The sequence below is a fragment of the Qipengyuania nanhaisediminis genome (genome assembly GCF_900115585.1).
In the GTDB taxonomy this organism is placed as follows: domain Bacteria; phylum Pseudomonadota; class Alphaproteobacteria; order Sphingomonadales; family Sphingomonadaceae; genus Qipengyuania; species Qipengyuania nanhaisediminis.
This window is the reverse complement of sequence record NZ_FOWZ01000001.1, coordinates 828,527-842,080: the sequence shown is the minus strand read 5'-3', so window position 1 is coordinate 842,080 and position 13,554 is coordinate 828,527. Positions and strand designations below refer to the sequence as shown.

The 13,554-nt window shown below is 63.0% G+C and carries 13 protein-coding genes and 1 tRNA gene; 8 read left to right on the top strand and 6 right to left on the bottom strand.

Annotation, left to right across the window (positions count from 1 at the left end):
• Positions 1 to 576: 576 nt before the first annotated feature.
• Both BM173_RS04240 and BM173_RS04235 read right to left on the bottom strand, forming a co-directional pair.
• The gene (locus tag BM173_RS04240) at positions 577 to 1,032 is read right to left on the bottom strand and encodes a hypothetical protein (RefSeq protein WP_143089560.1); all 456 of its coding nucleotides are present in this window, start codon (positions 1,030 to 1,032) and stop codon (positions 577 to 579) included.
• A gap of 148 nt (positions 1,033 to 1,180) precedes the next feature.
• A tRNA-Gln gene (locus tag BM173_RS04235) sits at positions 1,181 to 1,254 on the bottom strand.
• 177 nt (positions 1,255 to 1,431) lie between these two features.
• Between BM173_RS04235 and BM173_RS04230 the strand changes: the two genes are divergently transcribed.
• Both BM173_RS04230 and BM173_RS04225 read left to right on the top strand, forming a co-directional pair.
• Positions 1,432 to 2,670 carry a Ppx/GppA phosphatase family protein gene (locus BM173_RS04230; protein WP_090477571.1) on the top strand — a complete coding sequence of 413 codons (1,239 nt, stop codon included), beginning with the start codon at positions 1,432 to 1,434 and terminating at the stop codon, positions 2,668 to 2,670.
• Positions 2,667 to 3,329: an RlmE family RNA methyltransferase gene (locus BM173_RS04225; RefSeq protein WP_090477569.1), complete on the top strand. Its 663-nt coding sequence runs from the start codon at positions 2,667 to 2,669 to the stop codon at positions 3,327 to 3,329. Before BM173_RS04230 ends, BM173_RS04225 begins: the two co-directional genes overlap by 4 nt.
• Before the next feature lie 71 nt (positions 3,330 to 3,400).
• On the opposite strand, the gene BM173_RS04220 is transcribed toward BM173_RS04225, so the two are convergent.
• On the bottom strand, positions 3,401 to 4,105 hold the full coding sequence (locus BM173_RS04220) for a c-type cytochrome (RefSeq protein ID WP_090477567.1): 705 nt from the start codon (positions 4,103 to 4,105) through the stop codon (positions 3,401 to 3,403).
• Positions 4,106 to 4,238: 133 nt separating this feature from the next.
• On the opposite strand from BM173_RS04220, the gene BM173_RS04215 reads away from it, so the two are divergent.
• Positions 4,239 to 5,132 (top strand): prephenate dehydratase, encoded by an 894-nt coding sequence (locus BM173_RS04215; RefSeq protein WP_090477565.1) that lies wholly within the window; start codon positions 4,239 to 4,241, stop codon positions 5,130 to 5,132.
• A gap of 57 nt (positions 5,133 to 5,189) precedes the next feature.
• Here the strand turns inward: BM173_RS04215 and BM173_RS04210 are convergent, their stop codons facing one another.
• Positions 5,190 to 5,639, bottom strand: coding sequence for a hypothetical protein (locus BM173_RS04210; RefSeq protein ID WP_090477563.1), 450 nt, complete (start codon positions 5,637 to 5,639; stop codon positions 5,190 to 5,192).
• A 198-nt stretch (positions 5,640 to 5,837) separates the two neighbouring features.
• A complete protein-coding gene (locus BM173_RS04205) occupies positions 5,838 to 6,941 on the bottom strand; it encodes an isoaspartyl peptidase/L-asparaginase family protein (protein WP_090477562.1) in 1,104 nt (367 codons plus the stop codon).
• A gap of 111 nt (positions 6,942 to 7,052) precedes the next feature.
• Here BM173_RS04205 and BM173_RS04200 point away from each other — a divergent pair, with 111 nt between their 5' ends.
• The 5 genes from BM173_RS04200 to BM173_RS04180 all read left to right on the top strand — a co-directional run bounded on the left by BM173_RS04200 (position 7,053) and on the right by BM173_RS04180 (position 12,518).
• Entirely contained in the window at positions 7,053 to 8,300 is a 1,248-nt protein-coding gene (locus BM173_RS04200) for a mechanosensitive ion channel (RefSeq protein WP_224803541.1), read from the top strand.
• A 110-nt stretch (positions 8,301 to 8,410) separates the two neighbouring features.
• Entirely contained in the window at positions 8,411 to 9,373 is a 963-nt protein-coding gene (locus tag BM173_RS04195) for an SDR family NAD(P)-dependent oxidoreductase (protein ID WP_090477560.1), read from the top strand.
• A 113-nt stretch (positions 9,374 to 9,486) separates the two neighbouring features.
• Positions 9,487 to 10,017, top strand: coding sequence for a sigma-70 family RNA polymerase sigma factor (locus tag BM173_RS04190; RefSeq protein ID WP_090477558.1), 531 nt, complete (start codon positions 9,487 to 9,489; stop codon positions 10,015 to 10,017).
• Between the two features lie 2 nt (positions 10,018 to 10,019).
• Positions 10,020 to 10,661, top strand: a complete 642-nt coding sequence (locus BM173_RS04185; protein WP_090477557.1) for a DUF1109 domain-containing protein — start codon at positions 10,020 to 10,022, stop codon at positions 10,659 to 10,661.
• A gap of 75 nt (positions 10,662 to 10,736) precedes the next feature.
• Complete coding sequence (locus tag BM173_RS04180) at positions 10,737 to 12,518, top strand: DUF885 domain-containing protein (RefSeq protein ID WP_090477555.1); 1,782 nt, start codon at positions 10,737 to 10,739, stop codon at positions 12,516 to 12,518.
• A gap of 3 nt (positions 12,519 to 12,521) precedes the next feature.
• Here BM173_RS04180 and BM173_RS04175 read toward each other — a convergent pair whose 3' ends face one another.
• On the bottom strand, positions 12,522 to 13,523 hold the full coding sequence (locus BM173_RS04175; protein ID WP_090477554.1) for a zinc transporter ZntB: 1,002 nt from the start codon (positions 13,521 to 13,523) through the stop codon (positions 12,522 to 12,524).
• Positions 13,524 to 13,554 lie beyond the last annotated feature (31 nt).

The following is a 13,554-nucleotide window of genomic DNA, read 5'->3' as shown; positions in this document are numbered from 1 at the left end:
TGGGATCGACTTTGTTGCGTTGGCATAGATGAACCATCCAACAGAAAGGACGAGCCAAGCCCGAAACCAACCCCTTCGGCTTTTCCAATTCACGCTGGTCAATTGTTCCCCCGGCCTTTCCTAGCAGACAGGCCTAGGTGGCTCTATGCTCCGCCTAACATAGAAATATCGAAGCAAGGAAGTGGGGGCTAGAGCGGACCGTTTCCACTTTTTACGGGGACGTATTGAACGGTCCGCATGAGACAGTTTGGCGCATGCAATGACGCTCCGTGGAATGCGCTCTACACCGTCTAAAACGAGCGGGCGAAACTCGTGTTCCAATTGACCTGCGTTCCCTTTCTGTTCCAATATAAGGAATGGCACGCCACTCCCTCGATTCTGTCAATGAATTTGCCCGCCGCGGCTACAATCTTCGTATAACCTGCCTTGGTTGCGGACGCGTCATTGAAGCCAACGCAATCGAGCTGATGGTGGAGCTAAACCGCCAGCGCGCCCCGCTTTCCATTGCCAGCTTGGAGGACCGGGCAAAGTGCCGGGAGTGTGGTCACAGGGGCGCGACGATCACCGCATGCGAGGTTAGGTTCTAGGCTTCATTTCGAAGAGCGTTCGAAGCTTAGCTCCCTCTTTTCTAACCACTCTCCACGCCGAAAATGCCACAGAGTATGGCGCAGTGGAACCTTCGTATTCGCCGACGAGGATTGAAATAGGCTTTCCTTCTTTGCCGTAAGCGAGGACTGCTAATTTTTTGCCGTCAAGGATCACTGAGCCAGGCTTCGACGTTGCCCTATCCCCCCGTGAAGCGGTCTCAATGTCAACTTCGAAAAAGGCATCCTCAACTATGACCGCAAATCCTGACAGAACATGCGGATATGCGAGGTTCTCGCTTTCCCAATCATCAAGAAAAATTACCACAGGATCGCCGTTGGGAATCTTCCCTACGAACGCCTTAGAGTTTTCGTGCTCGACAAAGGCGAATTGACCAAAGGTCAAAGCCTCAGCCTCGATAATTTTCAAATCGTCGATGACAAACACCACGCCCTCCCATGTTGCACCCATGTTGCATGGAGCCGCCGAGGATGGAACGGATTCTGCGTAATTACAAGGAATTAGCTGCGGAACATGGCGCAACACGAGGAATGGGGTGGCAACCCGCTATCACCTTGTTTTCGCTAAGGAATGATGGATGCCCCGTGAGGATTCGAACCTCAATTGACGGAGTCAGAGTCCGTAGTCTTACCATTAGACGACGGGGCATCATCATCACCGGCCATGCGCGAGAATCGCAAGCGATGCCGGGAGAGGAGGCGCACTTAGTTTCGCTCCTTCCCTAGGTCAACCCTTGTGCTTGCCCCCAGGCCCACTCGTCGCTAGCATCACCGCCAAGTCCCCGTGCGCGATGGTTCGTGCGGGAGGATAGAAAGAAGATACCCCATGGCGGATCAATCTCCGCCGGACAGTAAAAGGGGGCATGGGAAAAAGAGGGGCGGCACGTCCGGCAAGGTAGCCGATTTCCGCTACAAGCGCCCTTCCCGGCCCGATGGCAAGAAAGGCCGCAAACCGGCCTCCCGCGCGGCGCAACCGCGTGCCGGGGAAAAGCCGCGCAATCCTTTCGACAAAGCGAAGCAGCAACAGCAATCGCAAGCCCGTCCGCACCAGCGGCGGCAGGCCTATGCCGCGCTCGATCTCGGCACCAATAACTGCCGCCTCCTGATCGCCCGCCCCTCGGGCGAGAACTTCACCGTCATCGATGCCTTCAGCCGCGTCGTACGCCTCGGTGAGGGCCTTGCCGCCAGCGGCAAGCTGTCCGACGCTTCGATGGAGCGCACGCTCGCCGCCCTGCACGTCTGTGCGGAAAAACTGCGCCGCCGCCACGTCCACCTCGCCCGATCGGTCGCCACCGAAGCCTGCCGCCGCGCCTCGAACGGCGAGGCTTTTATCGAGCGCGTGCGCGAGGAAACGGGCATCGTGCTCGACATCATCTCCGCGCAGGAAGAAGCGCGCCTGGCGGTCCTTGGGTGCCATATCCTGCTCGAAGACGGGCCGGGTCCTGCGGTGATTTTCGATATCGGCGGCGGGTCGACCGAACTGGTCCTCGTCGAACCTAGCGGCGCGGTCCCGCGCATCCTCGACTGGATGAGCGTGCCGTGGGGCGTCGTATCCCTTACCGATACGGTGACAGGATCGGACGAAAGCCTCGAAACCCGGCTCGACCGCTACAACCGGATGCGCCGCACCGTCCGCGACAGCTTCGCCGACTTCGCGCAGCGGATCGAAAGCCATATCGGGGGCGAGCACCCCATTCGCCTGCTCGGCACGAGCGGCACCGTGACTACCCTTGCAAGCCTGCATCTCGAACTGCCGCAGTACGACCGCCGGGCGGTGGACGGGCTGATCCTGGAATCGCAGGCGATGCGCAATATCTCGACCCGCCTTTCGCGGATGAGCGGGCAGGATCGCCAGCAATTGCCGTGCATCGGTGACGACCGCGCCAATCTGGTCGTGGCAGGCTGCGCGATCCTGGAATCGATCCTCGACATCTGGCCGTCCGAAACGCTGGGCGTGGCCGATCGCGGTATTCGCGAGGGCATCCTGCGCAGCCTGATGGCCGCCGATGCCGACGGGGAGCGCAGCCGCGTCGCCGTGCAACGCATGAGGGAGCAGGACGTATGAGCCGTTCGGGCAAGGATCGCGACACGCGGGTACGCACCGCCAAGAAGCGCAGCGAATCCTCGACACGCTGGCTCCAGCGCCAGCTCAACGACCCTTATGTGAAACAGGCCAAGGCCGACGGCTATCGCAGCCGCGCCGCTTACAAGCTGATCGAGATGGACGAGAAATTCGGCATCCTTAAGGGTGCCAAACGGATCGTCGATCTCGGCATCGCTCCGGGCGGATGGAGCCAGGTCGCACGCAAGGTCGTGCCCAAGGCCGATATCGTCGGGATCGACCTGCTCGAAGTGGAGCCGATCGAAGGCGTCACCATCTTCCAGATGGATTTCATGGACGACGATGCGCCGCGCGTGCTTGAAGAGGCGCTCGGCGGCAAGGCCGACCTCGTCATGAGCGACATGGCCGCCAATACCGTGGGCCACAAGCAGACCGACCACCTGCGCACGATGGGCCTTGTCGAGGCAGGGGCATGGTTTGCGGTCGAGAACCTGGAGAAAGGCGGCACTTTCCTCGCCAAGGTCCTTGCGGGCGGCACCGACAAGGACCTGCTCGACCTGCTCAAGAAGCACTTCAAGACCGTGAAACACGCCAAGCCGCCCGCGAGCCGCAAGGGTTCGAGCGAATGGTACGTGATCGCGCAGGGCTTCAAGGGCAACTGACGCAGCGCCTGCGACAGATACGAAAAACCCCGCCGGAGCGGGGCTTTCCTTAAATTCGTGGGAGTGAACGCTTAGTCGACCTTGGTCGCGCCTGCGTTGTCGCCCGCTGCATTGGCTGCGGGGACCGGCTGGTCCGCGCTCATCGCGCCTGCTGCTTCGGCTGCGCCTGCTTCGGCACCTTCGACGGGACCGGGACCTGCACCGGGGGCGTCTTCACCCTCGGCAGCAGCTTCTTCGACCGGAGCCGGTTCGGGCTTCGCCGGAGCGCCGCCATAGGTCGCCATGAATTCCATGACGTTGGCGCGATCTTCGGGCTTGGAAAGACCGGCGAAGCTCATCTTGGTGCCGGCAGCGAAACCGCGCGGGCTCTTGAGCCATTCGTTCATGTTTTCCCAGGTCCACTGGCCGCCCTTGTCGGTGAGGGCAGAGCTGTAGGCGAAGCCGGCAGCATGCGAACCGATCGCCGTGCCCATGACACCGTAAAGATTCGGGCCGATGCCGTTCGCGCCGCCCTGGTCGATGGTGTGGCAAGCCGTGCACTTGGCGAAAACCTTTTCGCCGGCTGCAGCATCTGCGCTGGCCAGAAGCGTGCCGAGATCGGGCCCTGCTTCTTCCGTGCCGACTTCTTCGCCCTTGACGAAGTAGCCGAAGTCTTCGCCTTCGGGATAGCTGTTGTCGTCGGCGTGGAAGTACATTCCCGATGCGATCGACGCCCCGAGAGCGACGATACCGGCGAAGAGCACCCAACCGGAAGCGGTATTGAAACGATCGTCCATTGCTTGAAAGCCTGCAAGAATCCGAAAGGTCTGTGGTTGGGCGCCGCTCTAGTGCCCTCGCCGCGCTCGCGCAAGTGCAGGCTGCGCAATAGCGCTTGCGATAGGCACAGTCGCGGCTTAGCAGCACGGCCCCATGCGTAATTTCGCCAAGCCCGCACTCGCCATGGTCGATTCCATGCGCCAAGCCGCCGCCGCCGATCCGGAACGCGCGATCGCGTTCGGTGGAGCGCCCGGTTCGAATTCGCACCAGGCGGCGATGCAATTCGCGCCCGACGCACTGCCCCTGCCATTCCTCGGCTTCCAGGATGCGCTCGATGCGGTGAAGACTGGCGCGGCAGGCTGCGCGATGATCCCGATCGAGAACAGCCAGCACGGCCGCGTGGCGGATATCCACTTCCTGCTCCCGGAAAGCGGGCTGTCCATCGTGGCAGAGCATTTCATGCCCATCACCCATGCGCTGATGGCGACCGGCGACGGTCCCTTCGAGGCAGCCTATAGCCACCCCCAGGCGCTGGGCCAGTCGCGCATCTACCTGCGCGAGCGCGGCATCGTCCCGATGAGCCATGCCGACACCGCGGGCGCGGCAGCATTCGTGGCGGAAGAACAGGACCCGACCATCGCCGCGCTCGCCCCGCCGATGGCGGCGGAATTGTATGGCCTGAAGATCGTGGAAAGCGCGGTCGAGGACGCGCAAGACAACACCACGCGCTTCGTGGTTCTCGCCAAGGATGCGCGCTCGGCAGACGAGCTGGCCGATGAAGAGGCCATGACCACATTCATCTTCGAGGTGAAGAACGTGCCCGCCGCGCTATACAAGGCGCTGGGCTGCTTCGCGACGAATGGCGTCAACATGACCAAGCTGGAAAGCTACCAGAAGGGCGCGAGCTTTGCCGCCACGATGTTCTATTGCGATATCGAGGGTGCACCGGGAAATCCCCGCGTCGATACAGCGCTGGAGGAACTGTCCTTCCAATGCAATTCGGTGCGCTTGCTCGGCAGTTACCAGCGCGCGCGCAAACGCGGTTGAGCCCGAGAAAGGGCGAGCCGCTCGCAGGCAGCCCGCCCTCCCGGGGGGATTAGTGCATCAGTCGCGCCAGACCAGCCGCTTGGCGAGGACATCGCCAAGGATCGTGCGATATTCGGCGCGGTTGCCCGATTCCGAATTCAGCTGGGTAATCGTGCGCTGCATCATCGCGCGCACTTTCCGGCCGCGTTCTTCATATTCCGCATTGGTCGCGAACTGGTCGAAACGGGTGATCAGCCACAGGTCCGGCTCGCCCTTGCGCGCATGGGTGTTGCTCCAGATCTCGTAGCTTTCGATCCAGCCCTGCTCGACCGAGTAATCCATGTTCTTGCGCCATGCATCGGCAAGGTGGGTGGCGTATTTGTATCCGGCACCGTCATGGATATCGATCCCGGTGATCTCGATCCATTCTGCGCCGGTCAACGGATACTCGTCCTGCGCCTGCGCCGCCTGCGGGACGGCAAAGGCCAGCGTGGATGCCAATACTGCGGTCTTGATAAGGTGCTTCATACCTGACTCCTTCTCTAACGAGTGCTGCGACCCGTGAGTGGCGTCAGGACCATGCGGCCCTACAGTTTCTGGATGTCCCCCAACGCTGGAGGCAAGGTGCGCCTCGCCGCGAGCCGAGTCAAAAGCGGAGGCTAATTACCTGATTCAAAATCCTGTTTGCGATGGCCCTACATTGCCCTGCGTCGCTGCGACTCGGCGCTAGTCATCGCCGTAGATCGCCACCTCGTTGAGCCCGTCGCTCGTCGCCCGGCCGCGATACATGCCTGCAGTGTTGAAACTGAAGAGCGCGTGTCCTTCCGGCGTGACGAGAATGATCCCTCCGTCGCCGCCGAGCTCTTTGACGTCGTCCATGACATCGTCGGCGACATTCTGCGCAGCTCCGACTGGCATCTCAACTCCGGAAACAAATACGACCGTGTCCGGTCCCGCCGCCCGCGCTGCGTCCCACTCCGCGGCGCTGCGTGCCGCCTGGCGATCGGCCCTAAGCAAAGCACAGATTTCGTGCGCCACACCGACGCGGATGAAGTATTCGCCCCAGCCGGTCGCCGAGACGGCGCAAGACCGGTTGTCGGCATAGGTGCCCGCGCCGATGATCGGTGCATCGCCAACGCGGCCCCAGCGCTTGCCGGTCATCCCGCCGGTCGACGTGCCCGCAGCCATGTTGCCATTGCGGTCGAGCGCCACTGCGCCGACCGTCCCGAACTTGAGGTCCACATCGAGCGAGGACAATTGCCGCGCTTTCATCCGCTCCAGCGCCTCGCGCCGCCGTTCGGTGTCGAAATAGCTCGGCGGGACGATCTCGATGCCCTGCTCCACGGCAAAGTCCTCCGCGCCCTTGCCGGCCAGCATGACATGCGGGCTATCGGTCATGACCTTGCGCGCCAGCAGGATCGGATTGCGGATGTTGGTGACACCTGCCACCGCGCCTGCATCGCGGGTCGCGCCGTCCATGATCGAGGCGTCGAGTTCGTGGCTGCCTTCCCAGGTATAGACCGCGCCGCGGCCCGCATTGAAACGCGGCTCGTCTTCCAGCAGCAGGATCGCGGCCTCGACCGCGTCCATCGCCGTGCCGCCTTCGTCCAGCACCTTCGACCCCGCATCGAGCGCGGCCTGCAGGGCGGCGCGGTGCGCGGCGTCTTCTTGCGGAGTCATGTCCTCGCGCGAAATCGTGCCTGCGCCGCCATGGATGGCGAAGGACCAACGCGTCCCGGCAGGTTCACTGTCCTGGGCCGTCGCAGGGACCTGTCCGGCGAACGCGAGAGCCGAGAAAACGAGGGCGAAGCGGGTGAAAAATCCTCTCATGCGAGAGTGATAGCAGGCAAAGTTATCCACTCCACCCCCCGCGCGCTTTTTGTATGAATGCGTCATCGTGGTAGAGCGCGACGTTACGGAAACCAATAGGGGAGAGGTTTCGTGATTTTCGACAGATACAAATTCGACCAACAGGTCGCGATGGAGCTGGGTGAGAAGCTGCTTTACGCAGTCATCGCCCTGGTCATCACATGGCTTGCCGCGCGAGCGGCGAAATGGGCATTCGCCAAGCTCGTCGACAATGTCGCATTCTTCAATCGCGGGACCGGCAACGGTGCCAGCCTCGGCGAATCCCTCGGCAAGATCGTGGGACTGCTGATCTGGCTGTTCGGCCTGCTGATCATTCTCAATATCCTCGAACTCGGCGGGGTCGCGGGACCTATCGACAGCCTGCTGGAAAACGTGGTCGATTTCGTGCCCAACCTGCTGTGGGCCGGCCTCATCTTCTTCATCGGCATGATGGTGGCTCGGATCGTGCGCGATCTGGTTGTCACCACACTGCAGACGGTGGATTTCGACAAATGGGCCAATCGCGGCGGCGTGGACAACGTCACCGGCAATACCGCCATCAGCAAGACCATCGGCACGATCGTCTATGTCCTGATCGCTATCCCGGTCGCCATCGCGGCGCTCGAGCAGCTGGAAATCCAGTCGATCAGCGATCCGGCATCGGACATGCTGCGGATGATATTCGCTGCGATCCCGAACATCATCGCTGCGGCGATCCTGCTCGGTATCGGCTATCTCATCAGCAAGTTCGTGGTCCAGATCGTGAAGGAAGTCCTGCCCGGTCTCGGCGTCGACAGGGCGCTCGGTGAAAGCGGGCTGGTTGCCGAAGGCACCACTGCGAGCGGTATCATCGCCCGCATCGCCCAAGTCGCGATCATCCTGTTCTTCGCGATAGCCGCGACGCGCATCCTCGGCTTCCCGGAACTGACGAGCATCCTCGATCAGTTGCTCGAACTCGGCGGGCGCGTGATCTTCGGAGCGGTGGTCATCGCCTTCGGCTTTCTGATCGCCAACATGCTCGCACGGCTTATCGCGGGCGATGCAGGCAATTCGACGGCAGCGACCATCGTGCGCTGGGCGACGATCATCCTGTTCGTCTTCATGGGCCTGCAGTTTACCGGCATCGGCGGCATGATCCCGGCCAATGCGCTGACGATCCTGATCGCAGGCATCGCGGTTGCAGGCGCGCTTGCCTTCGGCCTTGGCGGCCGCGACTGGGCGGCGCGCAAGCTCGACCAGATGGATAACGATCTGGCCGGTGGCAGCGCTGCGGCACCCAAGCCCAAGCGGCGCAAGGCGGCTGCTCCCAAGAGCGACGATCCGCTGCCTCCGGGCGCATAAGCAAAGCCATAACGAGACCCCAAGGGGACGCAGGATCGGGGCGTGAGGCGAAAGCTCTCGCGCCCCTTTTCGTTTCTGCTACGCTGGCCTCCACAAGGGAGAAGACAGCGATGAGCGAATTCGGTTTCGAAAGCACGGCGGACGACGTTCTTGAAGGCAAGGATCTGTCGGGACGCACCGCACTGGTTACCGGCGGCTATTCCGGACTGGGGCAGGAAACCGCGCGTGCGATGGCCGCGAAGGGCGCGCACATCATCCTGTCCGGCCGCGATGCGACCAAGCTGTCCGCGGCGGCCGATGCCATCGCGGAACAGACCGGCGCGACGGTCGACACGCTCAAATGCGACCTCGCCTCGCTCGACAGCATCCGCAAGGCGGCCGCCGAAGCGAACGAGCGCTTCGAGAAGATCGACCTCCTGATCAACAATGCTGGCGTCATGGCCTGCGACCAGGCGAAAACCGCCGACGGTTTCGAAATGCAGTTCGGCACCAACCATGTCGGCCATTTCCTGCTGACCAATCTGCTGGTCCCCCTGCTGGAGAAGGGCGAGCGTCCGCGCATCGTCAACCTGTCGAGCCGCGGCCACCACATTGCCCCCGTCGACTTCGACGATCCGAATTTCGAAAGCCGCGATTACGACAAGTGGGTGAGCTACGGCCAGTCGAAGACGGCCAACGTCCTGTTCGCCGTGGGCCTTGAAAAGCGGCTCTCCGACAAGGGCATCCACGCCTATTCGCTGCATCCCGGCGGCATCATGACGAACCTCGGCCGTCACATGAGCGATCAGGACATGGCCGATCTCATGGAGCGGATACGCAAGAACGCTGAAGAGCGCGGCGAAACCCCGGAGCCGTTCAAGACCATCCCGCAAGGCGCAGCGACCACCTGCTGGGCCGCGACGGCGGAAGAGCTGGAAGGCAATGGCGGTCTTTACTGCGAAAACTGCCACGTCGCCGACCAGGACGACGAGAGCACCGGTGGCGGCGTGCGCAGCTATGCGATCGATCCCGACAAGGCCGACCGCCTCTGGTCGATGAGCGAGAAAATGGTCGGCGAAAGCTTCACTTACTGAGCGGGGCGCCGGACCGGCGCTCCCGACACCCGGATTTTCTTTGCTCTCCTGTAACCGACCGGCCAGCTCTCGCGAATGGCGGTGAAGACAGGAAGTCGAGGGGAAGACGCGCGATGATCGCCGACGAAGCCAGCATGGCGCAGATGATGGCCGCCTCGCAAAAGGGCGACCGCGCCATGTACCGCGCGCTGCTGTCCGAAGTGCAATTGTGGCTCGAACGCTATTTCAGGAAGCGCGTGGCTCCCGCCCAGCTCGACGATCTGGTGCAGGAAGTGCTTATGGCCGTGCACGCCAAGCGCGCCACCTGGGATCCGACACGGGCTTTCTATCCTTGGCTTGCCGCGATCGCGCGCTATCGCTGGATCGACCATCTGCGCAAAGTCTACCGCAGCGCCGAAGACGAGCTTGGCGATCACGACGCGGCCGAGGACAGCGAGGAAGAGGCCGTCATGGCCCGCATGAGCCTCGAACGGCTGTTCGTCCACCTCCCCGACAAGCAGGCCGAGGTCATCGAGCTAGTCAAGATCGAAGGGCTGACCATCTCCGAAGCTTCCGCCAAGACCGGCCAGAGCGAAAGCCTGGTCAAAGTGAATATCCATCGCGGACTGAAAAAGCTGTCCGCGCTCGTAGAAAAGGCCGAATGACAATGAACCGGGTTCCGAACTCCCTGATCGACGATCTGGCGGACGATCTTGCGCCGGTAGAGCCGATCCGGCTTTCGCACGGCATCGCGCTGGTGGCCCTGTCGGCAGTGGCGACCGTGATCCTCGTCGAATTGCTCGATGGGCTGTGGCGCGGCATTGGTTCCGGCCAGGCGTCCGGGGTGTTCTTTATCGTCAATGGCATGCTCGGAATGGTCGGGGCGGCGTCCGCCCTCGCCGTCCTGCGCATGGCCAGCCCCCGCGTCGGCAATACGCACGAAGGCGCGCGCTGGTCTTCCGCCATGCTGTTCCTGCTGCCACTAACCGCACTTGCCGTCCTGGGCTTTGGCGGCCTGACGACCGCGCTGTTCAACGACCCCTATGGTGCGGGCTGTTTCCTCGCAGGGGCAGCTTTCGGACTGGTGACTGCCGCAGCGCTCGTACTGTGGCTGCGCCGCGGCGCGCCGGTTTCGCTCAATGCGGCAGGAACATACACCGGCATTGCAGCAGGCGCGATCGGCAGCTTCGCCTTCGGCCTTGCGTGCCCCATCGACACCATCGGCCACCTCGGCATCTGGCATGTCGCCCCGGTGGCACTGATGGCGCTGGCCGGGCGGTACGCGATACCGCCGCTGGTCCGCTGGTAAGGCGCATTCGTCGGGCCGGCGCTTGCCAAGTGGCGCGCGGCTCGGCAGTCCCTCCGCCAACAGGAGGGAATACCCATGAAGACTTTCGCCGCCGCCATCGCCCTTGCCACCGCATCGGCCCTGCCCGCCGCACCGCTGGTGGCCCAGGATGCCGCCGAAACGCCCGCCACGCCCGACTGGGTAGAAACCAGCAATGCCTACACCCAGAAAGCGATTGCCCTTCAGGCGAGCTTCTTCCCGACCGGAGCGTCATCGGCGGGCTATGAGCAGTATGACGGGCTGGTCAACGACATGTCGCTGGACCGGGACGAGCGCTATGTCGCCGCCTCGCGCGCGCTGATCGCGGAATACGAAGCAGCCAAGCAGGTCGAAACCAACCCTTACGTCCTGCAGGACCTCCAGATCCTGATCGACTCGCTCGAAATGGACAATGAGCGCATCGAGTTGAGCAATCGCGAAACGCTCGAATTCGCAGAAGTCGGCCAGGCCATGTTTGGCAATATCGGTCAGCTCCTGTCCGACCAGACCGCAGAGCACCGCCGCGCCAAGGCGCTCGAACTGCTGCAGCGCTACACGGGGCTGTGGCCCGATACCCAGCCAATGACCGAGCTGGCCAAGGCCCGCTTCGAAGCCAGCCGCGGCGAGGGCAAGATGGGCCCTTACCGCGTCGAGGTGGAGGAATCGGTCGGTAAGATCCCGACCTTCGTCGCCGGCATCCGCGAGCTGTTTGCGAAGTACGAGATCGAAGGCGCGGACGAGGCTCTGGATGCGATGGAGGCCCAGCTCACCGATTACGGAGAGTGGACCACGGCAACCGTGGTTCCTGCAGCACGCACCGATCCGCGCCTGCCCGAAGAACTCTATGCCCTGCGCCTGCGCGAGGTCGGGATCGAGATGGACCCGCGCGAAGCGATGAGCCGCGCGCGCCGGGGCTTCTACGAAATACGCGCCCAGATGGAAGCGCTCGCCCCGCAGATCGCTGCCAAATACGGCTGGGAAGAGACCGACATGGCCTCGGTCATGGCCGGCCTGAAGGCAATGACCATTCCCAATGACGAGATCGAGGATTTCTACCGTGCAGTGAACGCGAAGCTGGAAGCCCAGATCCGCGCGCACGACATAGTCTCGCTCCCAGATTACGAGATGAACATGCGCGTTGCGAGCCAGGCGGAAAGCGCTGCACAGCCCGCCCCGCACATGCGCCCGCCGCGCCTGATCGGGAATACCGGGGAACAGGGCACGTTCGTCCTCACCGTCGGCAACCCGACGGCGAGCGCGGAAGACGCCTATGACGATTTCAACTTCCCCGCCGCCAGCTGGACGCTCAGCGCCCACGAAGCGCGCCCGGGTCACGAAATGCAGTTTGCGGCCCTCGTCGCACAGGGTGTCAGCCTTGCGCGCATGCTCTACGCCTTCAACAGCGTAAACGTCGAAGGCTGGGCGCTCTATGCCGAAGCGGAAATGCTGCCGCACGAACCGATCGAGGGGCAGTTCATCGCGCAGCAGTTCCGCCTGCTGCGCGCGGCCCGTGCCTTCCTCGATCCGGCGCTCAACCTCGGCCTGATGTCGCGCGCAGAGGCAGAGCGGATCTTGCGCGAAGAAGCGCTGTTCTCGCCCGGCATGACCAAGCAGGAACTCGATCGCTACCAGTTCCGCATGCCCGGCCAGGCAGGGTCCTATTACTACGGCTATCGCAAGCTGATCGACCTGCGCGTGGAAACCGAGGTGGCACTGGGCGCTGCCTTCAACGAACGCGCTTTCAACGACTTCCTGCTCAGCCAGGGCATCATCCCGCTAGACCTGATCGCCAAGGCCGTGCGCGAGGAATTCATCCCCTCGCAGATGGCCGGGGGATAAGCCTCACAACCAGCGCAGGCGCCGGAAGACGACGATAAGCGCGATAAACAGGAACAGGCAGAGCGCGACCACGGCCCAGAATGCGTCGGGATCGTCCATGCCGGGCATCCCGCCGACATTGATGCCGAGCAGGCCGGTGAGGAAGCCCAGCGGCAGGAAGATGCCCGCCACGATGGTGAGCATGTAGGTCGCATGCTCGCTGCTGGCGAGGCTGCGGGCGCGCAATTCGTCCTGCAGGACCAAGGCGCTTTCCTTGCTGATGTCGATATCGTCGAGATAGCGGCGCAGGCGCGCGATGGATTCGGCGATTTCGCGCCGGTCGTGCTCCTCGAACCAGTAAGGGGCCTCGCGGCTGATCTGTTCCAGCGCTTCGTGCTGCGGTGCCATGTGCCGTTTGAGGCCGAGGCAATTGCGGCGGATCGTCGAGATGCGACTGAGCATGGCTTCGGCATGTTCTTCCGGATCGTCATCCTCCAGCTCGTCGAGCACGTAGTTCATATCGACAATCGACTGGCTCATGCGGGCAATCATCAGCTCTGCCAGCAGGGTGATGGTCGCGCCCGCGTCCGGTGGCCCGACCCCGCGATCGAGCTGCGCCATGACCTCGCGCGGGGTCTGCAGCGGGTGGCGACGCAATGTGATGAGCCGGCGGCCGTCGCACCATAGCTGCATGGAAATCATGTCCTCCGGCTGCGCGCCCGGATTGAAGTTGATCCCGCGCAGCGTGCCGACCAGCGTCTCGCCCTCCCTGAAGGCGCGCGGGCGGGTCTGGTCGCTGGTAAGCAATTCGGCCGTGGGTTCGGGAACGCCCAGCTGGTTCTGGAGCCATTGCTGCACGCCCGGACGGTTGCGGCAGATATGCAGCCATAGCACCTCTCCCGGCGCAGCCGGTTGCCAGGCCATGGCCTCTTCCCACTCGATCTGGCGCGCCCCGCCCTGCCCGTCGAGCACGCGCCCGAACAGGAGCGCGCTGTCGGTCATTACGTCGTCTGTCGCTTCGCTCATGTGGCTCTCATGCCGTAAGTCATGCTGCCTG